Consider the following 24,447-nt stretch of genomic DNA (forward strand, 5'->3'; position numbering starts at 1 on the left):
CCGCTTTGGCAGGATCTCCCCATGAGTACCCACGATTCAGTGACCAACCCGGCCCACCAGCTTCCTGACGTCTCACAGCTCGTGGTCGGTGTCCTGGGCGGCACCGGCGACCAGGGCCGGGGCCTGGCCTACCGGCTGGCCAAGGCCGGCCAGCAGGTCGTCATCGGCTCCCGTACGGCCGAGCGGGCCGAGGCGTCCGCCGCCGAGCTGGGCCTCGGCGTACGTGGCGCGGACAACGCGACCACGGCCCGGGAGAGTGACATCGTGATCGTCGCCGTGCCGTGGGACGGGCACGCCGCCACCCTCTCGGCGCTCCGCGAGGAGCTGGCGGGCAAGATCGTCGTCGACTGCGTCAACCCGCTGGGCTTCGACAAGCAGGGCGCGTACGCCCTGAAGCCGGAGGAGGGCAGCGCCGCCCAGCAGGCCGCCGCGCTGCTCCCGGACTCGCGGGTCACGGCCGCCTTCCACCACCTCTCGGCGGTGCTGCTGCAGGACGAGTCGCTCGCGGAGATCGACACCGACGTGATGGTGCTCGGCGAGGACCGCGAGGCCACCGACATCGTGCAGGCGCTCGCCGCCCGCATCCCCGGCATGCGTGGCGTCTTCGCCGGGCGGCTGCGCAACGCCCACCAGGTGGAGTCGCTGGTGGCCAACCTGATCTCGGTGAACCGCCGCTACAAGGCCCACGCGGGCCTGCGCATCACCGACGTCTAGGCTGGTACGACCGTATGCGGAAGGCCCCCCTTGCCCGATCAAGGGGGGCCTTCGGTGACAATGGGTGCCGATCGCGCCCCCGTACCAAGGAGCCCCCGACATGCCCCGCAACGCCCTGATGGCCTCGATCGTCTTCGTGCTGGCGGTGACCGCAGCCGTGGTCTCGTTCGTCGAGGGCAACTGGTTCGGCGTGATCTGGGTCCTGCTCGCGGGCGTCGCCAGCAACATCGCCTGGTTCCACCTGCGGCGTGAGCGCCTTGCGAAGGCGGCGGACAACCAGTAGCCAGAACCCGGTGGCCGGAACAGGGGCGCGGGGCTCTGCTTGATCAAGCCTTGATCAAGCAGAGCCCCGCGCCCCTGTCGTCCCCCCGGGGGGCCTACTGCAGCGGGACCGTCGTCAGCGACTGCGGGGTGGTGCCGTCGAGTGCGCCGGTCATCGCGTCCCGCCAGATCGGGCCGGCCAGGGTGCCACCGAACGCCTGGTCGATCGTCTGGCCGCCGATCCGCTGGCCGTCCAGCGAGGTCGGCGCGGCGGTGTCGCTGACCACCGTGGCGCCCGACAGCTCGGGCGTGTAGCCGACGAACCAGACCTGCCTGCCGCTGTTGGTGGTACCCGTCTTGCCCGCGCTGTCGCGGTCGCTCAGGCCGGCCTGGGTGCCGGTGCCGTCCTGGACGACGCCCTTGAGCATGGTGGTGATGGAGTCGGCGGTGGTGGCGGACATCACGTTGGTGCAGTTGGACGCCGGGATGTTCAGCGACTTGCCGTCGGCGGTGGTGACGGAGGTGATCGCCGTCGGGGTGCAGTAGGTGCCGTGCGAGGCGAAGGCGGCGTAGACGCTCGCCATCTCCAGCGGGGTCAGGTCGTTGCTGCCGAGGGTCATGGACTGCACCTGCTGCAGCGTCTCGCCGCCCGCCTGCTGGGTGATGCCGAGCTTGTTGGCCATCTGCACCACGTTGCAGAGCCCGGCGTCGCCCTCCAGTGCGGCGAAGTAGGTGTTCACCGACTGGGCCATCGCCGGCGCCATGGTGAACGGCCCGACCAGGCTGTGCGAGTCGTTGCTCACCTGGCCGCCCTCCTTGAGCGGGGCACCGCCGCAGGTCTTCATCGCCGGCCACGGCATGCTGTACGGCGACGGGTACGACTGCGAGGGCGTGATGCCGTTCTCCAGCGCGGCGGCGGCCACGATCGGCTTGAAGGTCGAGCCGGTCGGGAAGCCGAGGCCGCCGCCCATCGCCTTGGTGACGTTCAGGTTGATCGTGGTCTGGTTGTCCAGGACCCCGTACGGGCGGCTCTGCCCCATCGCCATGATCTTCCCGGTGCCCGGCTGCACCACCGTCATCGCGGTGGCGGCCTTGTCCGAGGCGTAGACGTGGCTGGTGACGGACTGCTGCAGGGCCTGCTGCGCCTTGGGGTCGATCGTGGTGTGGATCTGCAGGCCGCCGCGCTTCCACAGCGCCTGTCGTTCGGCCGAGTTGGCGCCGAAGGCCGGGTCGGTGGTGACGATCTTGTGCACGTAGTCGCAGAAGAAGCCCTCGCCCTGCGCCGCCGTGATGCAACCCTGCTGCGGGCGGCTGACGTTGAGCGTGATGGGGGTGGCTATCGCCTGGTCCGCCTGGGCCTGGGTGATGGTGCCGTACTGCGCCATCTTGCGCAGCACCGTGTCCCGACGGTCCTTGGACTGCTTGGGGTTGACGATCGGGTCGTACCCGGTGGGCGACTGCACGATACCGGCCAGCAGGGCGGCCTGCGGGAGGCTGAGGTCCTTCGCGTGGACGCTGAAGTACCGCTGGGCGGCCGCCTCGACCCCGTACGCCTGCTCACCCATGAACGTGATGTTCAGGTAGTTGGTGAGGATCTGGTCCTTGGTGAGGGTCTCCTCCAGCTTGATCGCGTACTTCATCTCCTTGAGCTTGCGACCGATCGTCTGCGCCTGGGCGGCCAGCACCGCCTGCTGGTCGTCACCCGCCTCGTCGACGAAGACGTTCTTCACGTACTGCTGGGTGAGGGTGGAGGCGCCCTGCGAGACCCCGCCGCTCGCCGCGTTCTTGTTTATCGCCCGCAGCACGCCCTTGAGGTCGATCGCGCCGTGCTGGTAGAAGCGGTTGTCCTCGATGTCCACCAGGGCCGACTTCATCAGCGGGGATATCTGGTCGCTGGGCACGACCGTACGGTCCCGGCTGTAGACGGTGGCGATCACGCCGCCGGCCGCGTCGTAGACGGTGGTCGCCTGGGAGAGCGGGGGAGCCGTGAAGTCGCTCGGCAGGCTGTTGAAGCCCGAGACGGCGTCCTTCGCGCCCAGCCCGACACTGCCTATGGCGGGCAGCGCCAGCCCGGCGGTGATCACGCCGGCCACCGTGCTGATGGCGATCAGCTTGGCGGTGAGCCCGATCTTGTGTACGAAGGAGCCAGAGTGCGACGAAGACATGCCTCTGAGCGTAAGTACGCAGAATGAGAAATCGGACCGATCGGCGGGCGTTGTCCGTCACAGGATTGCGACAGAATCGGGCGGCGGGCCTGCCGACGCCGCCACAGCCGTCAGTTCTGCCAGAACTGGAACAGGTAGTGGCCCAGCTGTGCGTAGGCGCCGTCGACGCCGAAGAGGCTCATGATGTCGTAGACCAGGGTGAAGAACCACTGGTTGACCGCCGACTGCCACAGCACGATGAACACCGTGAGCATCCCGTACGGCGCGAACGGTGCGACCGCGCGCCGGGTCTTCAGCGAGAGCCACGGCTCGATGATGCCGTAGCCGTCCAGGCCCGGGACGGGCAGCAGGTTGAGCAGTGCGGCGCTGATCTGGAGCAGGGCGAGGAAGCCGAGCGCGGCCGCGAGTGGGGAGACGTTCAGCTCCTGGTCCTGGACGAAGGTGTGCACACCGGGATCGTCCAGCCAGCCCGCGCCGATCGGGATCAGCAGCAGCACCGCGCAGACCACGTTGACCAGCGGGCCCGCCGCCGAGATCAGGCTGTGCTTCAGCCGGCCCTGGATCCGGCTCCGCTCGATGTAGACCGCGCCGCCGGGCAGGCCGATCCCGCCGAGGACGATGAAGATCACCGGCAGCACGAAGCTGTAGATGGAGTTGGCGTACTTGAACGGGTTGAGGGTCAGGTAGCCCTTGCCGCCGATCGAGATGTCGCCGCTGTGCATCGCCGTCCGGGCGTGCGCGTACTCGTGCAGGCAGAGCGAGACCATCCAGCCCGCCACCACGAAGAGGAACACCCCGAAGCGGGCGTTGCCGTAGCCCGACCACACCGCCCAGCCGGAGGTACCGAGGGTCGCGAGCAGCACCCAGAAGACCGGGCTGATCCGGCGGTCCTCGCTGCGCGAGCGCTGAGCATCGGCGAAGGTCATGGCGGTGGGGCTCCGAGCGGTCGGGGGCGGCGGGACTTGGACAAGGTCCGATCATGCCGGGCCGGGTGGGCCCGGACAAGCCGTCCCCAGTGAACGTGTGGTAGCCCACCCGGGTTCCGCGTAGGTTCCGGCGGGCCCCGGGCGGGATGCCCGTGCGAAGCCGCGCTGAGGCATCGATCACAATAGAGCGGTGTACTACGGCATCCTCGGCATCACCACGGCCCGGCAGGACGACGGCACCCAGGTACCCCTGGGTGGCGCGCGGCTGCGCGCGCTCCTGGCGGCACTGGTCCTGCGGCAGGGGCGGCCCGTCCCGGCGGAACTGCTGGTGGAGGAGGTCTGGGGCGCGGATCCGCCGCAGGACCCCGCCGCCGCGCTGCAGACGCTGGTCGGGCGGCTGCGTCGGACGGTCGGCCGGGACGAGATCGGTTCGGGCCCGGCGGGCTACTGGCTGACCGGCGACACCACCGACCTCGGGGAGTTCCAGCGGCTGAGCTCCGAGGGACGCCAGGCGCTGGACGCCGCCGACCACGCCCGGGCCGCCGAGCGGTTGGGCGCGGCGCTGGCGCTCTGGCGCGGCCCCGCGCTCGCCGACCTGCCGGACCGGACCGGGTCCGCCACCCGGCTGGAGGCGCAGCGCGAGAAGACCCGGCGGCACCGGATCCATGCCGAACTGGCCCTCGGCCGGGCCGCCGAGCTGACCGCCGAACTCGCCGAGCTGTGCGAACTGCGGCCGCTGGACGAGCAGTTGCAGGTGCTGCTGATCCGGGCCCTGCGCGACAGCGGACGTACCGCCGACGCGCTGCGGCAGTTCGACACCGCCCGACGGGCGCTGGCGGAGGAGCTTGGCGCCGATCCGGGGGCTGAACTGCGGGCGGTCCACCAGGAGTTGCTGCGGCAGTCGGCCGACACCGTGCCGGCCGCCGCTCCCACTGCTCCCGCGCCCGTACCCGTACCCGCTCCCGTCCCCGTCCGGCCCGCCCCGCGTGCGGTCGGCAACCTGCGGCCGAGGCTGACCAGTTTCGTCGGCCGGGACGTCGATCTCCGCTCGCTCAAGACCGCGCTGGCGGCCGGGCGGCTGACCACGCTGACCGGCCCGGGCGGCTCCGGGAAGACCCGGCTCTCCGTCGAGGCCGGCCGGATCGAACAGGCCGCCGGGGCCTGGCCGGACGGCGTCTGGCTCGCCGAGCTGGCACCGCTGGACGACCCGGCCGCGGTGCCGGGAGCGCTGCTCACCACCCTCGGGCTGCGCGAGACCGTCCTGCACACCAGTGGGGTGGCGGACGTGACCCGTTCGGACGACCCGGTGCGGCGGATCGTCGAGCACTTCGCTCACCGCCGACTGCTGCTGGTGCTGGACAACTGCGAGCACCTGATCCAGGCCGCCGCCGAACTGGCCGACCAACTCCTGGCCGAGTGCCCGGGGTTGACCGTGCTGGCGACCAGTAGGGAGCCGCTAGGCGTACCCGGAGAGATGGTCGTCCCGGTCGAGCCGCTGCCCGACCCGGCCGCCCTGCGGCTGTTCGCCGAGCGCGGCGCGGCGGCCCGTCCCGGCTTCGACCCGGCCGACGACCCGGCGGCCTGCGCCGAGATCTGCCGCCGACTGGACGGCCTGCCGCTGGCCATCGAGCTGGCCGCCGCCCGGCTGCGCGGTCTGACGCCACGTCAGATCGCGGACCGCCTGGACGGCCGGTTCACCCTGCTCACGGCCGGCGCCCGCACCCTGCTGCCCCGCCAGCAGACCCTGCGCGCCGTGGTCGACTGGAGCTGGGACCTGCTGGGCAAGCGCGAACGCGCCGTACTGCGCAGGCTCTCCGTCTTCGCCGGCGGCTGGACGCTGGAGGCGGCCGAACAGGTCTGCGCGGGCGGTACGGACGTGCCGCGCGAGGAGGTCGCCGACCTGCTGCTCTCGCTGGTCGACAAGTCCCTGCTGGTCGCCGGGCTCGGGGCACAGCCCCGGTACTGGATGTTGGAGACCATCCACGAGTACGCCGCCGAGCGCCTCGCCGAGACACCCGGTGACGACGCGGCGCGGCGCCACATCAGCTGCTTCCGGGAGCTGGTCCGGACCGCCGAGCCGCTGCTGCGCGGGCCCGAACAGCTGGTCAAGCTGGCCGAGTTGGAGTGCGAGCAGGACAACATCCGGGCCGCGCTGCGCCGGGCGGTGAGCGCCGGGGATGAGCAGGAGGCCCTGGTCATCGTGCTGGGGATGAGCTGGTTCTGGTCACTGCGCGACTACCACCGGGAGGCGAGCGGCTGGTACGAGGCGGTCGTCGCGCTCGGCCCGGACGCCTTCGCCGAGGACGCCCCGGCGCCCGTCCCGCTGCTCGCCGGGCCGTTGGCCGCGCCGCCCCCGATGCGCCCCGGGATGCTGGCGGAGGCCCGGCGGCAGCTCCGGATCCACCAGCTGGTGGGCCTGTTCACGGGCAACATGGCGATGCTGGGGGACGCCGACGCCACCGCCCTGGCCAACTCGGTGCTGCGGACGTACACCCCGGACCTGCCGCAGTCGTACCGGTACCCCGTGCTGATGCGGGTCTTCGCGGCCTTCCTGACCGGGGAGCTGGACCAGCTCCGGCCGCTGGCGGACGAGACGGTGGCGGGCTGCCGGGTGCACGGCAGTGACCTCGACCTCGCCTTCATCCTGCAGATAAGGTCCCGGATGCTGAACGACTGGGCCGACGGGCTGGAGCAGGCGATCGCGGACGGTGACGAGGCGCTGGAGCTGTTCACCCGGGCCGGCGACCGCTGGGGCATGTCCGAGGCGCTCGCCACCCAGGCGGAGAGCGCGGCGAAGCGTGGCGAGTACGCGCTCGCGACGGCGTCCTACCGGCAGGCGATCGACCTCGCCGAGAAGCTGGGCGCCGCGCACGAGGTACCGATGCTCCAGGTGCGGCTCGGCGAGACGCTGTTCGAGACCGATCCGGCCGAGGGCGAACGGCTGGTCCGGGCGGCGCTGGACGGCGTCGTCTGGGGCACCCACTCCGCCGACGGCGCGACGCTGTACGGGCGGATGGTGCTCTGCAGCCTCCACATGGGGCGGGACGAGTACCCCGAGGCGCTCGGCCAGCTGGACCAACTGGAGCTCAGCCAGCAGGCGTTCGGGCCGGTGGTGCCGGAGGTCTTCGGCGGCATCGTGACCTGCATCCGGGCCTGGGTGACGGCGCGGAGCGGCGATCCGGGCGGGGGGCTCGCACTGATGCTCGAGGGGCGTCGGCAGATCCGCTCGGTGGACGACGCGGCCTCGGTGTTCGCCGAACACATGACGGTGATGCTGATCCTGCCCGCGCTCGGCGTGCTGCTCGCGCTCGCGGACCACGACGGCGACCCGCGCCCGGCCCGGAGGGCCGCCGTATTGCTCGGCGCGCACTACCAGCTGCACGGGAACCTGGGCTCGTACCTGGAGCGGCGGGAGCGGGAGTCGGGCGACCGTGCCCTGCGCGCCGTGCTGGGTGACGAGGTCTTCGCGGAGGCGATCGCCGAGGGCGGCCGCCTCTCCCTCGCGGAGGCGGCCGCCCTGCTGGACGAGCTGGGATCGTTCTGACGGTTGAGCCGGGTCCGGCTCGGGCCCGCTCCGGCTCACGTCCGCTTGCGGAACCTCGCCACCGCCAGCGGCGCGGTGATGGCGGTGATCGTCACCGACCAGATCAGCACGATCAGCACCGAGTGGGTCAGCGCCCCGCCGTTGATCAGGTTGCGGCAGGCGTCGGCCAGCGCCGACAGCGGGTTGTACTCGGTGAAGGTCTGCAGCCAGCCGGGCATGGTGCTGGTCGGCGCGAAGATCGAACTACCGAACTGCAACGGCATGATGACCACCATCGACACTCCTTGGACGGCCTGGGCGCTGCGCAGCGACATGCCGAGCAGCATCGAGATCCAGACGATCGACATCCCGAAGAGCAGGGAGAGCCCGACCGCCGCCAGCAGGTGCAGGAAGTCGGTCTTGATCTGCAGCCCGAGGATCGTCGAGAAGCCGATCAGGATGGTGAAGGAGACCAGCCCGCGCAGGACCTCCGCCGCCAGCTTGGAGAGCAGGACGGCGGACCGTGCGATCGGCAGGGTGCGGAAGCGGTCCATCACCCCGGTCTGGAAGTCGCTGTTCAGGCCGGTGCCGACCGCCATCGCCAGGTTGAGGCCGGTGGTGCCGAGCAGGCCCGGGATCATGTACTGGATGTACTCCTGCTGGCTGCCCTTCACGGCGCCGCCGAACACGTAGACGAACAGCACGGTGAAGATGATCGGCACGAGCAACGCGTCGAGCATCGACTCCGGGTCGGCCTTGATCCGCATCAGGTTCCGCCTGGTCAGCGCGCCGACGTGGCGCAGGTTGCCGCGCAGGCCGATCCGGGGGTCCGCCAGGTGGCCGATCGTGGCGGGAGCGGGGTTGAGGGTCGCGGCGCTCATGCCACGGCCTCCTTCAGCATCGGAGTGGTGGTGGCGGGGGTGGCGCCGGGCTTGGTGGTGATGGCGAGGAAGACCTCGTCCAGGCTGGGCAGCTTGGTGTCGATGCTCGCGATGCCGAAGCCCCGGGTGCCCAGCACGCCGACCACGGCGGTGAGTTCCTCGTCCTCGGTGATCTGCACCGAGAGCAGGCCGGTGTCCTCGGAGACGGTGGCGGCGGTGATGCCGCAGTCGTGCAGGCAGCGGGCCATCTCGGACAGCTCGGCGGGGTGCACCGGCCGTACCTGCACCGTCCGGCCGCCGACCTGCGCCTTCAGCTCCCGGACGCCGCCCGACGCGATCACCCGGCCCTTGTCGATGACCGTCAGCCCGTGGGCGAGCTGCTCGGCCTCCTCCATGTACTGGGTGGTGAGCAGCACGGTGGTGCCCTCGGCGACCATCCGTTGCACCTCGTCCCAGACCTCGTTGCGGGTGCGCGGGTCGAGACCGGTGGTGGGCTCGTCCAGGTAGAGCACCTTGGGACGGCCGATCATGCTGGCGGCGAGGTCGAGGCGGCGCCGCATACCGCCCGAGTAGGTCTTGGCCGGGCGTTTGGCGGCCTCGGTGAGCGAGAAGCGCTCCAGCAGTTCGCCGGCGCGGGCCTTGGCCGCCTTGCCGGGGAGGTCGAGCAGCCGCCCGATCAGGTAGAGGTTCTCGTAGCCGGAGAGCAGTTCGTCGACGGAGGCGTACTGCCCGGTCAGACCGATGGTGCGGCGCAGCTGCTTGGGCTGGCGCAGTACGTCGAACCCGCCGACGTACGCCGTCCCGGCGTCCGGCTTGATCAGGGTGGAGAGGACGCGGACCAGCGTGGTCTTCCCGGCCCCGTTCGGGCCGAGCACCCCGAGCACGGTGCCCTGCCGGACGGTCAGGTCGACGCCGTCCAGCGCCTTGGTGTTCCCGTAGTGCTTGACGAGGCCGCGTACCTCGACGGCGTTCTCTGTCGCGATTCGTGTCATGCCCTCAGGCTGCCGGGCGCCGCTGTCAGGCCGCTGACACTGCTGTCACTCCGCTGTCATCCCACTGTCATCCCATTGTCAGGGCGGGGTACCCCCAGGGGCGCGAGGAGCTGCGCGACCAGCAGTTGGTCGCGCAGCTCCTCGCGCCCGCTCCGGTCACTTGAAGCTGTGCTCAGCCGCCGGGAAGGTCCCCGCCCCGACCTCGTCCGCGAACTCGCGGGCCGCGTCGCCGAGCACGGCCCGCAGGTTGGCGTACTGCTTGACGAACTTGGGCATGTGACCGGCCGTCATACCGGCCATGTCCGTCCAGACCAGCACCTGGGCGTCGGTGCCGACACCCGCGCCGATGCCGACGGTCGGGATCGCCAGCTGCTCGGTGACCTGGGCGGCCAGCTCGGCGGGTACCGCCTCCAGCACCACCGCGAAGGCGCCCGCCTGCTGGACGGCCTTCGCGTCGCGCAGCAGCTGGTGGGCCGCCTCGTCGCCGCGTCCCTGCACCGGGTACCCGCCGTAGGCGTGCACCGACTGCGGGGTCAGCCCGATGTGGGCCATCACCGGGATGCCGGCCTCGACCAGCAGCTCGATGGAGCGGGCACTGCGCTCGCCGCCCTCCAGCTTGACCGCGCCGACGCCCGCCTCCTTCATCAGCCGGGCGGCGTTGTGCATGGCCTGGGCGGGGGACTCCTGGTAGGAGCCGAACGGCATGTCGCTGATGACCATGGCGCGCTTGGTGCCTCGGACGACGGCGGCGGAGAGCATCACCATCTGGTCCATGGTCACGGGCACAGTGGTCTCGTAGCCGAGGTGGCAGTTGCCGGCCGAGTCCCCGACGAGCAGCACCGGGATGCCGGCCTCGTCGAACACGCCGCCGGTCAGGGCGTCGTACGCGGTGAGCATGGCCCACCGCTCGCCGCGCTGTTTGGCGGCGGCCAGGTCGCGGACGGTGACGCGGCGGTTGGTCACACCGCCGTAGAGGGTGCTGCCCGTGCGCGGCGTGGCCTCCGCCGGGGTGGCGGTGGGCTGGGCGGAGGCGGGCCGGGTAGCGGCGGGCTCCGGCGTCTGGGCAGGCGAAAGCGGAGAAGCGTTCATGGAACAGGCTCCTGAAGGGTTGTCGTCTCGTGGCGCCGTACGGCGTCCCCGGATCTCCTCCATGCTTGCACGCGCGCGGCCGGTCGCAAAAGAGCCGGTGCCCGTAGATCCTCGCGGCTGAGCCTTCGGGGGGCCGTTCGCCGGGTCTCCGGCGGGCGTTTTGCCCAGGCTTTACGATACGGTCCCGTCTCGTATCGAAAAAGAGGTTATCCTACTGTCCTAGGGGTTACGAGACGCATCCGACTCGTAAGTCCGCACCATCACGTACGGACGGGAACACACCAATGGCCACCGCAGCCGCGCCCGCAGCACCACGGATACCCGAGGCGATCCACCGACGGCGCTGGGCGATCCTGGGCACCCTCGTGCTCGCCCTGCTCGTCGTCGTCCTCGACAACTCGATCCTCAACGTGGCGATGAAGACCATCGCCTCGCCCGCCCCCACCGGACTCGGCGCCAGCCAGAGCGACCTCGAATGGGCGATCAACTCCTACACCCTGGTCTTCGCGGGCCTGCTGTTCACCGCCGGTCTGCTCGGTGACCGGATCGGCCGCAAGTGGACGCTGCTCGGCGGCATGGTGGTCTTCGGCCTCGGCTCGCTGCTCTCCGCGATGGCCTCCTCGCCCGGTGAACTGATCACCTACCGCGCGGTGATGGGCCTCGGCGGCGCCTTCGTGATGCCCGCCACGCTGGCCATCATCATGAACGTCTTCGAGCGCCACGAGCAGCCCAAGGCGATCGGCATCTGGGCTGGCGCGGTGGGCCTGGCGATCGCGATCGGCCCGATCACCGGCGGCGCGCTGATCGAACACTTCTGGTGGGGCTCGGTCTTCCTGGTCAACGTACCGATCGTGATCGCCGCGCTGGTCGCGATGACGCTGCTCGTCCCGGACTCCAAGGACCCGATGCCCGGCAAGCTGGACCCGGTCGGCGTACTGCTCTCGATCATCGGCCTGGTCGCGCTGATCTACGGCATCATCAAGGGCGGCGAACTGGCGGACTTCACCGCCGTCGCGGCCTGGGGTCCGGTGCTCGGCGGCGTCGTGGCACTCGTGCTGTTCGTCCTGCACGAGCGGCGTACCGAGCACCCGGCGCTGGACGTCACCTGGTTCCGGAAGAAGCAGTTCAGCGGGTCCGTCGCCGTCGTCGGGCTGGTCTTCTTCGCGCTGATGGGCGTCTCCTTCTTCGGTGTCTTCTACACCCAGAGCGTGCGCGGCTACAGCGCCCTGCAGGCCGGTGTGCTGATGCTGCCGCTCGCCGCCGCACAGCTGGTCTTCGCCCCCCGGGCCCGGCTGGTGGTCGACCGCTTCGGCGTCCGGGCCACCTGCGCCGGCGGTATGGCGCTGATCTCGGTGGCCTTCCTCGGCTACCTGCTGCTCGGCGTCCACACCTCGATCTGGCTGCTGGTCGGGATCGGCTTCCTGATGGGTGCCGGGATGGCGCACGTGATGCCCCCGGTCACCGTCGCGATCATGGGCTCGCTGCCCCGCGAGAAGGCGGGCGCCGGGTCCGCGATCAACAACACATTCCGTCAGGTCGGCGGCTCGCTCGGGGTCGCGGTGCTCGGCGCCGTGCTCTCCAGCGTCTACCGGAACGGCATCTCCGGTCAGCTCGCCCAGCTCCCGGCCGCCCTGCGCGACAAGGCTGGGGAGTCGCTGGAGGCCACCCTCGCGATCGCCGGCGGCACCCACCAGGCCGGGCTGGTCGACCCCGCCAAGGAAGCCTTCGTCCACGCGATGCACGTGGTGGCCGGGCTCTCCGCCGGGTTCACCGCGATCGGCGTGCTGCTGGCCCTGGTGCTGCTGCCGGGCAAGGTCGTGGCGGCCGCGCCCGCCGCGCCGGGTGTCCAGGACCGGGCGGCCGGCGAGCCGCAGCCCGCCGAGGCGTGACCGGGGAGCCCGCTCCAGCGTCGCTCCAGGGCGGCGCGTCAGCTGTCGTGAACATCAGTGGAGAATAGGGACATGCAGACCGAGATCCCGGCTCCGGCGGCCGGAACCGCCCGCGACTGCCCCACCGGGGAGCCCTGTGCTCCCCGGCGGGGCCGACCGCGCAGCGAGGCCGCCGAGCAGGCGATCTTCGCGGCCGTCGAGCAGCTGATGACCGACGGTGCGGCCCTCAGCAGCCTCTCGATCGAGGGGATCGCCGCCGCCGCCGGGGTCGGCAAGGCCACCATCTACCGGCGGTGGCCGAACAAGGAGGCCCTGCTCGTCGACCTGGTCGCCCGGCTCGAACCGATCGAACCGGAGCTCACCAGTACCGACGTCCGCGAGGACCTGATCGCGCTGGTCGAGTCCATGCGCCTGCGCGGGCTGGCCAAACGCTCGCGCTGGGTGCTGAAGGCGGCACTCGGCCAGATGAACACCTGGCCGGAGCTGAAGGCCGTCTACCTGGAACGGGTGCTCAAGCCGCGCCGCGAGCGGGCTCACCAACTCGTCCGGCGCGGGGTCGACCAGGGGCTGCTCCGGTCCGATCTCGACATCGAGCTGCTGGTCGAGCTCCTGCTCGGCCCGATCCTGATCCGTACCGTCCTCTGGGACGACGTGGACCTGGAGGAGCCCGGCCTCTCCGAGCGCATGGTCGACGCGGCGCTCAGCGGGATGAGCGCGAGTGCGGTGAGTGTGGGCTCGGTGGGTCTGAGTCTGAGCCCGTCCGGTGGCCAATCTCACTGATCGGGGCGCGTCGCAACCTCGGGGTACGCCTGCCGCGTCTGTCCCGTCATAGGCTGAGCCGAGAATCCGACTAAACCGGGATTGGTCAGGCGAAGCGGGACAGTTCGGAGGATCACAGGATGACGCAGGCTGAGGACAGGACAGTGACACCGGCGGACGGTGGCGACTCCGAACCCTCCGCCTCCGCCCCGCTCCCGGCCTCCTCCCGTGCCTCCCGTGCCTCCCGTGCCTCCCGTGCCTCCCGTGCCTCCCGTGCCTCCCGCGCCGACTGGCGCGACTGGCGGCGCGGCTGGATCCTCGCGACGCTCGCGGTGCTCGTCGCGCTGCTGTTCGCCTTGCACGCCTCGCTGCCCGACGGGTTCGGCAACCTCGGCAGCCTGCTGGAGACCTTCCTGCCCTGGCTCGGCCTGGCCGTCCCGGTGCTGCTGGTGCTCGCGCTCTGCCGCCGCTCGGCCACCGCGCTGTCGGCGGTGCTGCTGCCTGCCATCGTCTGGCTCAACCTGTTCGGCGGGCTGCTCACCGACAAGAGCACCGGCCAGGGCGACTTCACCGTCCTCACCCACAACGTGGCCGCCGACAACAAGGATCCGGCCGGTACCGTCAGACTCATGACCGGGTCCGGTGCGCAGATCGTCGCGCTGGAGGAACTCGCCGGCGGAGCCGTCTCCACGTACACCAGGGGCCTCGCCGCGACGTATCCGTACCACGCGGTCGAGGGCACCGTCGGCCTCTGGTCGAAGTACCCGCTCACCGACGTCTCGCCGGTGAACATCAGGATCGGCTGGACCAGGGCCTTCCGCGCCACCGTCGCCACCCCCAAGGGCCCGCTCGCGGTCTACGTGGCACACATGCCGTCGGTCCGGGTGAAGTTCGACGGCGGCTTCACGGCCGGCCAACGGGACGTCAGCGCACAGGCGTTGGGCGACGCGGTGCAGGCTGAGCCGCTGAAGAAGGTGTTGCTGCTCGGTGACCTCAACGGCACGGTGAACGACCGCAGCCTGGCCCCGATCACCTCCCAGCTCCGCTCGGCCCAGGGTGCGGCGGGCGACGGCTTCGGCTTCAGCTGGCCGTCGGCCTTCCCGATGGCCCGGATCGACCAGATCCTCAGCAAGGGCGGCCTGACGCCCACCAGATCCTGGGTCCTCCCTGCCGACGGCAGCGACCACCGCGCCGTCGCGGCCGAGTACCGGTACTGACCGGCGGGCTCGCCCGTGGGTACGAACCCGCCGGTGGGGAGCCGGGATTGACGATCCGTCAGCCCTGGCGCCAGCCGTTGGTGATCGGGAGACGGCGGTCGCGGCCGAAGCCCTTGGCGGAGATCTTCGGGCCCGGCGGGTACTGGCGGCGCTTGTACTCGGCGCCGTCGACCAGGCGGACCACCCGGTCCACGACCGCCGGGTCGAAGCCCGCCGCGACGATCGCGTCCCGGCCCTGGTCGCCCTCGATGTAGAGGTCGAGGACGGTGTCCAGCAGGTCGTAGTCGGGCAGCGAGTCGGTGTCGACCTGGCCCGGCCGCAGCTCGGCGGACGGCGGTTTGGTGATGGTGTTCTCCGGGATCGGCTCGACCTCGCCGCGCTCGACGGCCAGCTCGTTGCGCCAGCGCGCCAGCCGGAAGACCAGCGACTTGTAGACGTCCTTGATCGGTCCGTACGCGCCGACCGAGTCGCCGTACAACGTGGAGTAGCCGACCGCGAGTTCGCTCTTGTTTCCCGGAGCGAGCACGATGTGCCCCTCCTGATTGGAGATCGCCATCAGCAGCGTGCCGCGCAGCCGGGACTGCAGGTTCTCCTCGGCGAGGCCGGTGAGCCCGAGCGCGTCCATGTACGCGTCGAACATCGGCGCGATCGGCACGGTACGGAAGTGCAGCCCGGTGCGGCGGGCCAGCTCGGCGGCGTCGTCGCGGGAGTGCTGGGAGGAGTACTGGCTCGGCATCGAGACGCAGTGGACGTTCCCGGCGCCGACGGCGTCCACCGCGATGGCGGCGACCAGCGCCGAGTCGATGCCGCCGGAGAGGCCGATCAGCACCGACTTGAAGCCGTTCTTGCGGACGTACGCCCGGGTGCCCTCGACTAGTGCCTGGTAGATCTCCGCCTCGTCGCTCAGCCGGGGCGCGACACCGGCCGTCAGCGGCTGGGCCGGTCCCGACTGCGGCTCGCCGCCCAGCTCGGTGCGGACCAGGTGCAGCCCGTCGCTGAGCAGCAGCCCGTCGGTGTGGTCGGCGGTCGCGGCGGGCAGCTCCAGGTCGAGCAGCAGCAGGCTCTCCTCGAACTGCGGGGCCCGGGCGACCACTTCGCCGGCGGGGGAGACGACGACCGAGTCGCCGTCGAAGACCAGCTCGTCCTGGGCACCGACCATGTTCAGGTACGCCAGCGTGCAGCCCGCCTCGGCGGCGCGGCGCCGGACCAGCTCCAACCGGACGTCGTCCTTGTTGCGCTCGTACGGCGATCCGTTGATCACCAGCAGCAGCCCGGCCTCGGCCTCGCGGGCGGCGCTGACCCGGCCGCCGTCCTGCCAGATGTCCTCGCAGACGGCCAGCGCGATGTCCACCCCGTGCAGCCGGATCACGGCGAGCTGGTCACCGGGGACGAAGTAGCGGTACTCGTCGAAGACGCCGTAGTTGGGCAGGTGGTGCTTGGCGAACCGGGTGACCACCTGGCCGTGGTGCAGCACGGCGGCGCAGTTCTGCGGCGAGCCGGCCGGCCGCCCGAGCTTGGCCGACGCCAGTTCGGACCGTCCGAGGTAGCCGACCACGACGGGCAGCTCGCCCAGGCCCTCGGCGGCCAGCCGGGCGGCCAGCTCGACCAGGGCACTCCGGGAGGCCTCGACGAACGAACTGCGCAGGGCGAGGTCCTCGACCGGGTAGCCGGTCAGGACCATCTCGGGGAAGGCCACCAGCTGGGCGCCTGCCTCGGCGGCCTGCCTGGTCCAGCGCACCACCTCCGCGCTGTTGCGCGCGAGGTCACCGACAGCGGGGTCGATCTGGCTCAGGGCGAGACGGAGATTGGGCATGCCCCCGAGTGTAATCGTCTAACTGACGCTATGTCTCGGGCAGGGTGGGTCGACGTCCACGCGGGCGAGGCGGGCCGGAGCTCTGTGACGGTTCGGGTGTCGGCAAGGAGCGGAAGATCAGCCATGATGGGAGCAGCCGCTTTCGGGCCGGTTTCGGGGCGCTTCCGAGCAGCTCTCGGGCGTAACACGAACGTAAAGAGCAGAGGTGAGACTGTCCCCATGGGCAAGCAGCAGGAGTTCGTGCTTCGGACGCTCGAAGAGCGTGACATTCGGTTCGTCCGGTTGTGGTTCACCGACGTGCTCGGGTTCCTCAAGTCGGTGGCGGTGGCCCCGGCGGAGCTGGAGCAGGCCTTCGAGGAGGGCATCGGGTTCGACGGCTCGGCGATCGAGGGCTTCGCCCGGGTCTACGAGTCGGACATGATCGCCCGGCCCGACCCGACGACGTTCCAAATACTGCCCTGGCGCTCGGAGACGCCGGGTACCGCGCGGATGTTCTGCGACATCCTGATGCCGGACGGCTCACCCTCGTACGCCGACCCGCGCTTCGTACTCAAGCGCACGCTGGAGAAGGCCTCCGCACTCGGCTTCACCTTCTACACCCACCCGGAGATCGAGTTCTTCCTCCTGAAGAACCTCCCGGGCGACGGCACCCCGCCGATCCCGGCCGACCAGTCCGGCTACTTCGACCACACCCCGCGCGGCGTCGGCCACGACTTCCGCCGCCAGGCGATCACCATGCTCGAGTCGATGGGCATCTCGGTGGAGTTCTCCCACCACGAGGGCGCCCCGGGCCAGCAGGAGATCGACCTCCGCTACGCCGACGCGCTCTCCACCGCCGACAACATCATGACCTTCCGCCTGGTCATGAAGGAGGTCGCGCTGGAGCAGGGCGTGCACGCCAGCTTCATGCCGAAGCCCTTCTCCGACCACCCGGGCTCGGGCATGCACACCCACCTCTCGCTCTTCGAGGGCGACCGCAACGCCTTCCACGAGACCGGCGCCGAGTACCAACTCTCCAAGGTGGGGCGCTCGTTCATCGCCGGCCTGCTCAAGCACGCCGCCGAGACGGCCGCCGTCACCAACCAGTGGGTCAACTCCTACAAGCGGATCTGGGGCGGCTCCCAGCGCACCGCCGGCGCGGGCGGCGAAGCCCCCTCGTACATCTGCTGGGGCCACAACAACCGCTCGGCCCTGATCCGCGTCCCGATGTACAAGCCGGGCAAGCAGGGCTCCACCCGCGTCGAGGTCCGCTCCCTCGACACCGGCTGCAACCCCTACCTCGCCTACGCCGTCACCCTCGCCGCCGGCCTCAAGGGCATCGAGGAGGGCTACGAACTCCCCCCAGGCGCCGACGACGACGTCTGGGCCCTCAACGACGCCGAACGCCGCGCGATGGGCATCCAGCCCATGCCCCAGAACCTCGGCGAGGCCATCGACCTCATGCAGCGCAGCGAACTCGTCGCCGAGACCCTGGGCGAGCACGTCTTCGACTTCTTCCTGCGCAACAAGCGCCAGGAGTGGGAGGAGTACCGCTCCGAGGTCACGCCATTTGAGCTGCGGAAGAACCTGCAGGTGCTGTAGGAGCAGGTCAGCGGGCTTCCGCTGTGTTGACGGGCCTGGGCCGGTGACTGCGAGTCGTCGGCCCAGGCCCGTTTTGGGTTGTCCGGGTCGCCAGTGTGTCCCGCCCGCCCGGCTGCCGCGCTGTTGCGTCCCGGCCGTGCCTTCCAGCGCCTGTGGCTGCCGATGGAGTGGATCGAGGGCATGGCGCTCGTCAAGATCCGTGAGCGACCAGGGGTCTCCCAGCTCTAGCGCTGCCCGGCAGGCATATGATCACGCTGCCTTTCGCCAGTCGAACGACCGTGACCAGGATGATTTGATGCCACTCCCTCAGCAGGACGATCCCTCGTTGATCTTCGAACTGTCCGGACGTCAGCGGCGTGATCTGGGTTGGAACCTGGTCATTGTCTTTACGGTCGTGGCCGTAGCGGCCGTCGAGGGTCTCACGGCCGGCCTGGGGCTCCCGTTGGTCCTGGCAGTTGGCCTGGCCATCCCCCTTGCACTGGCCGCTGTACTTGCCGTCTGGACCAGCGGTGGGGGCGTGACCGTGCTGGGGCCGGAGGGCATCGTTGTTCGCCGGGGTGCTTTGCCGGGGCGGGCTGTGCTCTGGAGCGAGGTGGACTCCATTGATACCTACTCGGCTCACCTGGGGACCGCCACCATCCTCAACGTAACGACGGACAGCGGACGCAGCTTCCGTCTGCCGCCGCTCCAGGACAGCTACTGGGGACGCGGGCCTGACCCCGACTTCTACGACAAGTGTGAACAGATCATCGACTTCTGGGAGAGCTATGCCTCGGCTGCCGACTAGGTTGCCCAGACTCCACTCGGACCATCTTGTCGAGCAAGGGCGACAGAAGCGGTCGCATCGGGGGCATCGTGGGTAGGCGGCGGTACGTGGCCAGGGGCGTGCCGGGCGGTTACCGAATCTGGGACAACACGGTGCGTCGGTGGTGGGGTGACCATTATGAGTTCTGCCCTGATGATCTCCTCAGCGAACTGAACGGTGAGGCGAACCCCGAGAAGCTCACCGCTCTGCTCAAGCGATACAGGGCGCTGAAGCGATAGCTGGGCCGTCACTGTGGTCCACGGAGTCGGAGTCGGAGTCGGCTGACCTCTGACAGTGACGCGGCCGCCGTGAAGTTTTTCGGATGCGGTCGCAACCTCGGGGGATGTCGCGCGTCTGGTGGGTTGAAGGGGCCCTTCAGCTGTTGTTCCAGACCGTGTTTCCGTCACTTCCTCGGGAGAGTCTCATGTCCTTGCACGCCAAGCGGAACTTCCGTCCCCGCCTCCGGGTTCTGGGTACCGTCACCGGTGTCGCGCTGCTGCTGGGCGGTGGCTTCGCCGCGCAGGCCGTCGCCGATGTGAAGCCGGCCCCCGCCGCGCCGACGGTCACCACGGACGGGGACGCGACCCCGCAGGTCGCGTCGGCGCCCGGTGTCTCGGCGCCCGCTGTCTCGAAGCCTGGTGTCTCGGCGCCTGGTGTCTCGGCGCCCGCCGGTGCCGCGAAGGTCGTCGCGGCCGACAAGTCGGCGGACAAGTCGGCCGCCGTGGCCAAGCCCGCCGCCGCGCCCGCTCCGGCGGAGAACGCGCCTCGGGTGATCAACCCGGGTAGCGGCGTCCAGAAGTAGGCGTCCAGAAGTAGCGGCAGCGGCAGCACCACGGGGCGGACCGGCCTGTCCGCAGGTCGGCCCGCCCCTCCCGGAACGGATCGAGGCCCATGCAGTACGCCATTCCCGCAGCGCCGTCCTGGTGGTCCCGGCTGCTCTCGCTCATGCCCCGGACCGGGGAAGCGCCGGTACGGGGACGTCATCTCCGGGCGCTCGGTACGCCGTGCGACGACGAGCCGCCGCCCACGCTGAGCGAGCTGTACTGGGCGCGGCGGCTCGACATGGTGCGGCTCGCGCTCTTCCTGGTGGACGATCTGCACACGGCCGAGGACGTCGTCCAGGACGCCTTCGCCGCCGTCTGCCGTACGCACGGCACCTCGCTGGACGGGCTCCAGGACCCCGGGGCCTACCTGCACACCGCCGTGGTCAACGCGGCCCGCTCGGTGTTGCGCAGACGTCGTACCGCCCGGGCCTACACGCCGCCCCACCAAGGTTACGGGCCGCCTGTCGACGAGGGACTGCTGCTCGCCGAGGAGCACGGTGAAGTGCTGGACGCACTAGCACAGTTGACGCAGCGTCAACGCGAGGTGCTGGTGCTGCGCTACTGGTCGGAGTTGACCGAGGCGCAGATCGCGCAGACGCTCGGGCTGTCGCGCGGCACGGTGAAGTCCACCGCGAGCCGCGCGCTGGACGTGCTGGAGAAGAAGTTGGGGGCGGGCCGATGAGGCCGAGTACCGAAGACCGCCGGTCCGCGACCGAGGACCGGCTGCGCGCCGCGCTGGCCGCCCGCGCCGTGCTCGTCACGTACCGCGACCTGCGCCACGACGTACCCCCGCAGGGGCGCAGTTGGGGAGTGCGCCGGGTGCGCCGGGTTGCCTTCGCCGCGCTCGGTGCGGCTGCCGCCGTGGCGGCCGTGTGCCTGCTGGTACTGCTGCCCGGCAGCGCGCCGGACCCGGCTCCGGCACGGCCCGCCGGCACCCCGGGCATCAGCGGACCATCGCCGTCCACACCGGCCCGCCCGGTCGGCCCGTCCGCTGCGCCCCCCCAGGTGACCAGCGGTCCGGCTCAGGCTTCGGCCTCCGTGCGCGGGTAGCCGACGGTTGCGGTCGCGACCGCGAGGGTGCCGAGGAGCAGGGCGGGGGCGGCGAGCCAGGGTGGGCTCGCGAGGGTCAGGACCGCGCCGCCGAGGAGGCCGCCGACGGCGATGCCCAGGTAGAGGACGGAGCTGTTGAGCGCGACGGCCAGTTGGCCGCCCTGGCGGGAGAGGGCGAGCAGGCGGTGTTGCTGCGGGACGACGTACATCCAGCCGGTCAGGCCCCAGAGGAACATCGCGGCGGTGGCGGACGGCATGGCGTGGGACCACCACGGGAGCAGGGCGAGGTCGGTGGTCATCCCGCCGACGGCGAGCAGCAGGGTGGTGCGGCTGCCGAAGCGGTCGGTGGCGATGCCCGCGATGGCGTTGCCGGCCACCGCGCCCACGCCGAAGACGAGCAGGAGCCCGGCGAGGGGGCCCGCATGTCCGGCGGTGGCTCCGGTCAGGGCGGGGCCGATGTAGGTGTAGACCAGTTGCTCGGCGGTGACGGTGAGCAGGGAGACGGTCAGTACGACGAGGACTGCCCGGTCCCGGAGCCCCGAGAGCCGTTCGGCGAAGGGGTGTCCGGTCGGCGCGGGCAGGTCGGGGAGCCAGGCTGCGGTGCCTGCCAGCGCTGCCGCGCCGAGGCCGGCCACCGCCCAGAGTGTGGCCCGCCAGCCGAGTACGCCGGAGACCAACGTTCCGAGCGGGACGCCCAGGGCGGTGGCGCTGGTCAGGCCGCCGATGACGACGGCCAGGGCTCTGGCGCGGAGTTCCGGTGGGACGAGGGCCGACGCGGTGGCCGAGGCCTGCGGGGTGAAGGTAGCCGCTCCGGCGGCGGCGACGATCCGGCCGATCAGTACCAGGTGGTAGCTGTGCGCGGTGGCGGTGAGCGCGTTCCCCGCCGTGAAGGTCGCCAGCGCGCCGACCAGGACCGTCCGGCGGGAGAGAGTGCCGGTGAGTGAGGCGCTGACGGGGGCGAGGACGGCGTACACGGCGGCGAAGACGGTGACCAACTGGCCGGCCGTACTCGCCCGGACGTGCAGCCCGGGCGCGAGGTCCGGCAGCACACCGGCGATCACGTAGGCGTCGGTGCCGATGGCGAAGGCCCCGACGGCGAGGATCCACAGGGCTGGTGGCAAGGTCGAGCGCGGCACCTGACGAATGCTCACCTGAGGGTGAGCCGAGGGGAGGCGCCGGTCCGCCCCTCGATGACGTCGCAGGCGTACGCGCCCCAGGCGGGCCCGTGCTTGAAGCCGTGGCCGGAGTCGCCGCCGACGAACCAGGTGCCGGGGTGCTGCGGGTGCGGGGCGAGCAGGAAGTGCTCGTCGTCGGTGAGCGCGTAGCTGCACGACTCGCGGCGCAGCGCCGGGGCGTGGGCGAGATCGGGCAGCCGGGCGCCGAGGTAGGCGCGGACGGGCTCCGGCAGGCCCTCGGGGGGCAGTTCGGTGGCTGCGTCCGGCGGTGTCTCGACGTCGGGAACGACCTTGACGCCCAGCGACCCGACCGCCGGGACGCCGTAGTAGCCGTGGGCGCGGTCCAGCCAGGCGGGTTGGCCGGTGGCCGCGGCCCAGGGGCCCGTCGGCTGGACGTACCAGCTGTCCTGGCGCACGGCGCGGACCGTGGTCAGGCCGGGGAAGAGCCCGGGCAGGCCCGGACCCACCGCCCACACCGTCACGTCGGCGGCCAGCGGCTCGCCGTTGACGACGGCCCGACCCGCCACCGGGAGGGCGGTGGCCTGGAGCAGCTCGGCGCCCCGGTCGGCGGCGGACTCCGCGAGCGCGAGGACGGCCTCCTTGGCGCGGAGCACGGCACCTTCGGGTTCGAACAGGACGGTGCCGCTTCCCCGGCCGTCGAAGCCGGGGAAGCGGCGGCCGACGGCCTCGGCCGGCACCGTCTCGACGGGGATGTCGAGTTGGCGGAGCCGGGCCGCACTGGCGTGCTCCCACTCACCGTCGTCGGGATGCGGCGGGCCCAGGACGAGCACGCCGACAGGCAGCACGAACTGCCTGCCGGACTCCAGCTCCAGGGCTCGCCACATCGCCCGGGCCCGCCTGACCATGCGCGGGTACCGGCTGTCGTGGCCGTGCGAGAACCGCAGGATCCGGCTCTCGGCCGCCGAAGGCCCCTGGGTTCCCGGCGGGTTGGGGTCGACGATCCGTACGGACCAGCCCCGGCCCGCGAGTTCCCGGCCGACGGACAGCCCGAAGACACCGGCCCCGACCACGACGGCTGTTCCGGTCATCAGGCGGCGGCCGCGCTCACGCAGCCGGGGGTGCTGAACCCACTCACGGCTGCATCACCTGCTCCTCGATGTTCGCGGGCAGGGCCTCGAAGAACCGGGTCCGGGTCTCGACGGGCCGTCCAGGGGTGGGGAGTTGGACTCCGTCCCAGCGCGGGGAACCCTCCTCGCCGAGGGAGGTCCACAGTCGCTCGGCGAACTCCGGCATGACCGGGTAAGCGAGTTGGGCGAGGGTGCGGGCCGCCGCCGCCTCGTAGGCCAGTGCGGTGGTGGTCGAACCGGCCTCCCGGGTGCGGGTCTGGCCGGCGGCGAAGTCCTGGGCGCAGCGGACCAGTTCGCAGAGAATCCTGGTGGCGCGGCGGGGGGAGAAGCTCGCTGCGGAGTAGGCCAGGAGGCAGTCCTCGGCGATCCGGTCGAGGAGCCGGAGGAACTGCGCCTGGGACCGGCTCGCTTCGGATGCCTGCGGCACCAGGCCGTCGGCCTGCGCCTCGATCCGGCTGAACAGGCCGGTCAGCCAGTGCTGCCAGGTGCCCGCGAGTTCGGTGTCGACCAGTTCGTGGAAGCGGGCCCAACTGAACGAGGTGCGCTCGTTCTCGGGGCGGTCGTGGGAGAGGACGAAGCGGGCGGCGTCGGCCGGGACAGCGGCCAGCAGGTCGTTGGCCCAGATGGCGTGGCGTCGGCTGGTCGAGAACTTGGACGTGCCCAACTGGTAGAACTCGTTGGTCACCAGCGCCCGGGGCAGCCGGTAGGACGGGTCGTAGGCCATCAACAGGGCGGGCTGGAGCAGGGCGTGGAAGTAGCCGTTGTCGAACCCGAAGAACTGGACGATCTCCGTGTCCGGGTCGTTCCAGACCGTGCGCCAGCTCTCCGGAGCCTGCCCGGCGCCGTGCAGGGCCTCCGCCAACTCCGCGAAGTAACCGGGCATCATCTCGGCCCAGACGTAGATCCGCTGGTCCTCGAAGCCGGGGACGGGCATCTCGATGCCCCAGTCCGTCGGGTGGCTGACCGGGATGTCCGGCAGGCCGCGTTCGATCATGTCCGCGCACAGGGCCTCGAGTTGCGGGCTCATGTCGGTGGCGGCGTGGAAGGCGCGCAGCTGGTCGGCGTACTCGCTGAGCGGGAAGACCAGCCGCTGGACCGGGCGTTCCACCGGCGTCCCGCCGCAGGCGTTGCAGAGCGGGTCGACCAGGTCGGTGCACTGGTTGGGCAGGGCGCAGTTCTCGCAGGAGTTCCCGTCGCTCGCGGCGCCGCAGTGCGGGCACTTCCCGGTGAGATGGGCCTCGAAGAGGTAGCGGTCGCAGTCACCGCAGAACAGCGCGGGCTCGGTACGGGCGCGGAGGGCGCCCCGGGCGTGCAGCCGGCCGAAGAACTCGCGGACGATGGTGCGGTGCAGCTCGGAGTGCTGCGGCCGTACGTAGGAGTCGGGGGCGAAGCCGGCCGAGGCGAAGATCCGGGCGATCTCGTCCGCGAAGCCGGCGGCCATCTCCAGCGGGTCGGCGCCGTCCCGCCTCGCCTTGGTGGGCACGTAGCTCTGGTGGACGTCCGAACCGGTGAGGAAGAGCCCGCCGTTGTTCCGGAGCCGGTGGGCGCGGATGTGGATGTCCGCGCCCGAGTACGGGCCGGACAGGTGGCCCAGGTGGAGGTCGCCGTTGGGCGTGGGCGGCGCGGCGGTGACCAGGGTGAAAGAGGGCATGGCGAGGCTCCGGATCAGACGAACGCAAAAAAGGAACAGATGTG

Annotated in this window: 21 protein-coding genes; 12 read left to right on the top strand and 9 right to left on the bottom strand. The window is 71.1% G+C overall.

Features of this window, described 5'->3' with window-relative positions; all coding sequences use genetic code 11:
• Nucleotides 1–21 precede the first annotated feature (21 nt).
• Nucleotides 22–714 (top strand): NADPH-dependent F420 reductase, encoded by a 693-nt coding sequence (npdG, locus tag P3T29_RS03065; RefSeq protein WP_280714648.1) that lies wholly within the window; start codon nucleotides 22–24, stop codon nucleotides 712–714.
• A 100-nt stretch (nucleotides 715–814) separates the two neighbouring features.
• Nucleotides 815–997, top strand: coding sequence for a hypothetical protein (locus tag P3T29_RS03070; RefSeq protein WP_280714649.1), 183 nt, complete (start codon nucleotides 815–817; stop codon nucleotides 995–997).
• Between the two features lie 94 nt (nucleotides 998–1,091).
• Here the strand turns inward: P3T29_RS03070 and P3T29_RS03075 are convergent, their stop codons facing one another.
• Complete coding sequence (locus tag P3T29_RS03075; protein ID WP_280714650.1) at nucleotides 1,092–3,140, bottom strand: transglycosylase domain-containing protein; 2,049 nt, start codon at nucleotides 3,138–3,140, stop codon at nucleotides 1,092–1,094.
• A 110-nt stretch (nucleotides 3,141–3,250) separates the two neighbouring features.
• Nucleotides 3,251–4,066, bottom strand: a complete 816-nt coding sequence (locus P3T29_RS03080) for a site-2 protease family protein (RefSeq protein WP_280714651.1) — start codon at nucleotides 4,064–4,066, stop codon at nucleotides 3,251–3,253.
• A 190-nt stretch (nucleotides 4,067–4,256) separates the two neighbouring features.
• Between P3T29_RS03080 and P3T29_RS03085 the strand changes: the two genes are divergently transcribed.
• Nucleotides 4,257–7,610 carry a BTAD domain-containing putative transcriptional regulator gene (locus P3T29_RS03085; protein WP_280714652.1) on the top strand — a complete coding sequence of 1,118 codons (3,354 nt, stop codon included), beginning with the start codon at nucleotides 4,257–4,259 and terminating at the stop codon, nucleotides 7,608–7,610.
• A gap of 35 nt (nucleotides 7,611–7,645) precedes the next feature.
• Here P3T29_RS03085 and P3T29_RS03090 read toward each other — a convergent pair whose 3' ends face one another.
• The 3 genes from P3T29_RS03090 to panB form a co-directional block, all read right to left on the bottom strand.
• On the bottom strand, nucleotides 7,646–8,470 hold the full coding sequence (locus P3T29_RS03090) for an ABC transporter permease (RefSeq protein ID WP_280714653.1): 825 nt from the start codon (nucleotides 8,468–8,470) through the stop codon (nucleotides 7,646–7,648).
• Nucleotides 8,467–9,462, bottom strand: a complete 996-nt coding sequence (locus P3T29_RS03095; RefSeq protein WP_280714654.1) for an ATP-binding cassette domain-containing protein — start codon at nucleotides 9,460–9,462, stop codon at nucleotides 8,467–8,469. The genes P3T29_RS03090 and P3T29_RS03095 overlap by 4 nt, the downstream gene beginning before the upstream one ends.
• A 156-nt stretch (nucleotides 9,463–9,618) precedes the next feature.
• The gene (panB, locus tag P3T29_RS03100; RefSeq protein ID WP_280714655.1) at nucleotides 9,619–10,551 is read right to left on the bottom strand and encodes a 3-methyl-2-oxobutanoate hydroxymethyltransferase; all 933 of its coding nucleotides are present in this window, start codon (nucleotides 10,549–10,551) and stop codon (nucleotides 9,619–9,621) included.
• Nucleotides 10,552–10,835: 284 nt separating this feature from the next.
• On the opposite strand from panB, the gene P3T29_RS03105 reads away from it, so the two are divergent.
• The 3 genes from P3T29_RS03105 (at nucleotide 10,836) to P3T29_RS03115 (ending at nucleotide 14,416) form a co-directional block, all read left to right on the top strand.
• Entirely contained in the window at nucleotides 10,836–12,440 is a 1,605-nt protein-coding gene (locus P3T29_RS03105; protein ID WP_280714656.1) for an MFS transporter, read from the top strand.
• 72 nt (nucleotides 12,441–12,512) lie between these two features.
• Nucleotides 12,513–13,220: a TetR/AcrR family transcriptional regulator gene (locus P3T29_RS03110; protein ID WP_280714658.1), complete on the top strand. Its 708-nt coding sequence runs from the start codon at nucleotides 12,513–12,515 to the stop codon at nucleotides 13,218–13,220.
• Nucleotides 13,221–13,339: 119 nt separating this feature from the next.
• A complete protein-coding gene (locus P3T29_RS03115; protein WP_280714659.1) occupies nucleotides 13,340–14,416 on the top strand; it encodes an endonuclease/exonuclease/phosphatase family protein in 1,077 nt (358 codons plus the stop codon).
• 58 nt (nucleotides 14,417–14,474) lie between these two features.
• Here P3T29_RS03115 and P3T29_RS03120 read toward each other — a convergent pair whose 3' ends face one another.
• Complete coding sequence (locus tag P3T29_RS03120; RefSeq protein ID WP_280714660.1) at nucleotides 14,475–16,229, bottom strand: NAD+ synthase; 1,755 nt, start codon at nucleotides 16,227–16,229, stop codon at nucleotides 14,475–14,477.
• Between the two features lie 219 nt (nucleotides 16,230–16,448).
• Here P3T29_RS03120 and P3T29_RS03125 point away from each other — a divergent pair, with 219 nt between their 5' ends.
• From P3T29_RS03125 to P3T29_RS03150, 6 genes are all read left to right on the top strand, one after another.
• Nucleotides 16,449–17,810 (top strand): glutamine synthetase family protein, encoded by a 1,362-nt coding sequence (locus P3T29_RS03125; RefSeq protein WP_280714661.1) that lies wholly within the window; start codon nucleotides 16,449–16,451, stop codon nucleotides 17,808–17,810.
• 325 nt (nucleotides 17,811–18,135) lie between these two features.
• Nucleotides 18,136–18,597, top strand: a complete 462-nt coding sequence (locus tag P3T29_RS03130) for a hypothetical protein (RefSeq protein ID WP_280714662.1) — start codon at nucleotides 18,136–18,138, stop codon at nucleotides 18,595–18,597.
• A 68-nt stretch (nucleotides 18,598–18,665) separates the two neighbouring features.
• On the top strand, nucleotides 18,666–18,854 hold the full coding sequence (locus P3T29_RS03135) for a hypothetical protein (protein ID WP_280714773.1): 189 nt from the start codon (nucleotides 18,666–18,668) through the stop codon (nucleotides 18,852–18,854).
• A gap of 185 nt (nucleotides 18,855–19,039) precedes the next feature.
• Nucleotides 19,040–19,417, top strand: coding sequence for a hypothetical protein (locus P3T29_RS03140; RefSeq protein WP_280714663.1), 378 nt, complete (start codon nucleotides 19,040–19,042; stop codon nucleotides 19,415–19,417).
• A gap of 89 nt (nucleotides 19,418–19,506) precedes the next feature.
• Nucleotides 19,507–20,121 carry a sigma-70 family RNA polymerase sigma factor gene (locus P3T29_RS03145; protein ID WP_280714664.1) on the top strand — a complete coding sequence of 205 codons (615 nt, stop codon included), beginning with the start codon at nucleotides 19,507–19,509 and terminating at the stop codon, nucleotides 20,119–20,121.
• Entirely contained in the window at nucleotides 20,118–20,489 is a 372-nt protein-coding gene (locus tag P3T29_RS03150) for a hypothetical protein (protein WP_280714665.1), read from the top strand. Before P3T29_RS03145 ends, P3T29_RS03150 begins: the two co-directional genes overlap by 4 nt.
• Here P3T29_RS03150 and P3T29_RS03155 read toward each other — a convergent pair.
• The 3 genes from P3T29_RS03155 to P3T29_RS03165 are packed head-to-tail and all read right to left on the bottom strand — an operon-like array spanning nucleotide 20,462 to nucleotide 24,403.
• Nucleotides 20,462–21,640 carry an MFS transporter gene (locus tag P3T29_RS03155; RefSeq protein WP_280714666.1) on the bottom strand — a complete coding sequence of 393 codons (1,179 nt, stop codon included), beginning with the start codon at nucleotides 21,638–21,640 and terminating at the stop codon, nucleotides 20,462–20,464. The genes P3T29_RS03150 and P3T29_RS03155 overlap by 28 nt on opposite strands.
• Entirely contained in the window at nucleotides 21,637–22,713 is a 1,077-nt protein-coding gene (locus tag P3T29_RS03160) for an FAD-dependent oxidoreductase (protein ID WP_280714667.1), read from the bottom strand. Before P3T29_RS03160 ends, P3T29_RS03155 begins: the two co-directional genes overlap by 4 nt.
• 43 nt (nucleotides 22,714–22,756) lie before the next feature.
• The gene (locus P3T29_RS03165) at nucleotides 22,757–24,403 is read right to left on the bottom strand and encodes a class I tRNA ligase family protein (RefSeq protein ID WP_280714668.1); all 1,647 of its coding nucleotides are present in this window, start codon (nucleotides 24,401–24,403) and stop codon (nucleotides 22,757–22,759) included.
• Nucleotides 24,404–24,447: the final 44 nt, after the last annotated feature.

The organism is Kitasatospora sp. MAP5-34, from assembly GCF_029894335.1.
GTDB lineage: Bacteria > Actinomycetota > Actinomycetes > Streptomycetales > Streptomycetaceae > Kitasatospora.

What these genes read in the sequence shown, in the direction of transcription:
- npdG (WP_280714648.1), top strand. Translation starts at nt 22, where the DNA reads ATGAGTACCCACGATTCAGTGACCAACCCGGCCCACCAGCTTCCTGAC.
- P3T29_RS03070 (WP_280714649.1), top strand. Translation starts at nt 815, where the DNA reads ATGCCCCGCAACGCCCTGATGGCCTCGATCGTCTTCGTGCTGGCGGTG.
- P3T29_RS03075 (WP_280714650.1), bottom strand. Translation starts at nt 3,140, where the DNA reads ATGTCTTCGTCGCACTCTGGCTCCTTCGTACACAAGATCGGGCTCACC.
- P3T29_RS03080 (WP_280714651.1), bottom strand. Translation starts at nt 4,066, where the DNA reads ATGACCTTCGCCGATGCTCAGCGCTCGCGCAGCGAGGACCGCCGGATC.
- P3T29_RS03090 (WP_280714653.1), bottom strand. Translation starts at nt 8,470, where the DNA reads ATGAGCGCCGCGACCCTCAACCCCGCTCCCGCCACGATCGGCCACCTG.
- P3T29_RS03095 (WP_280714654.1), bottom strand. Translation starts at nt 9,462, where the DNA reads ATGACACGAATCGCGACAGAGAACGCCGTCGAGGTACGCGGCCTCGTC.
- panB (WP_280714655.1), bottom strand. Translation starts at nt 10,551, where the DNA reads ATGAACGCTTCTCCGCTTTCGCCTGCCCAGACGCCGGAGCCCGCCGCT.
- P3T29_RS03105 (WP_280714656.1), top strand. Translation starts at nt 10,836, where the DNA reads ATGGCCACCGCAGCCGCGCCCGCAGCACCACGGATACCCGAGGCGATC.
- P3T29_RS03110 (WP_280714658.1), top strand. Translation starts at nt 12,513, where the DNA reads ATGCAGACCGAGATCCCGGCTCCGGCGGCCGGAACCGCCCGCGACTGC.
- P3T29_RS03115 (WP_280714659.1), top strand. Translation starts at nt 13,340, where the DNA reads ATGACGCAGGCTGAGGACAGGACAGTGACACCGGCGGACGGTGGCGAC.
- P3T29_RS03120 (WP_280714660.1), bottom strand. Translation starts at nt 16,229, where the DNA reads ATGCCCAATCTCCGTCTCGCCCTGAGCCAGATCGACCCCGCTGTCGGT.
- P3T29_RS03125 (WP_280714661.1), top strand. Translation starts at nt 16,449, where the DNA reads ATGGGCAAGCAGCAGGAGTTCGTGCTTCGGACGCTCGAAGAGCGTGAC.
- P3T29_RS03140 (WP_280714663.1), top strand. Translation starts at nt 19,040, where the DNA reads ATGTCCTTGCACGCCAAGCGGAACTTCCGTCCCCGCCTCCGGGTTCTG.
- P3T29_RS03145 (WP_280714664.1), top strand. Translation starts at nt 19,507, where the DNA reads ATGCAGTACGCCATTCCCGCAGCGCCGTCCTGGTGGTCCCGGCTGCTC.
- P3T29_RS03150 (WP_280714665.1), top strand. Translation starts at nt 20,118, where the DNA reads ATGAGGCCGAGTACCGAAGACCGCCGGTCCGCGACCGAGGACCGGCTG.
- P3T29_RS03160 (WP_280714667.1), bottom strand. Translation starts at nt 22,713, where the DNA reads ATGACCGGAACAGCCGTCGTGGTCGGGGCCGGTGTCTTCGGGCTGTCC.
- P3T29_RS03165 (WP_280714668.1), bottom strand. Translation starts at nt 24,403, where the DNA reads ATGCCCTCTTTCACCCTGGTCACCGCCGCGCCGCCCACGCCCAACGGC.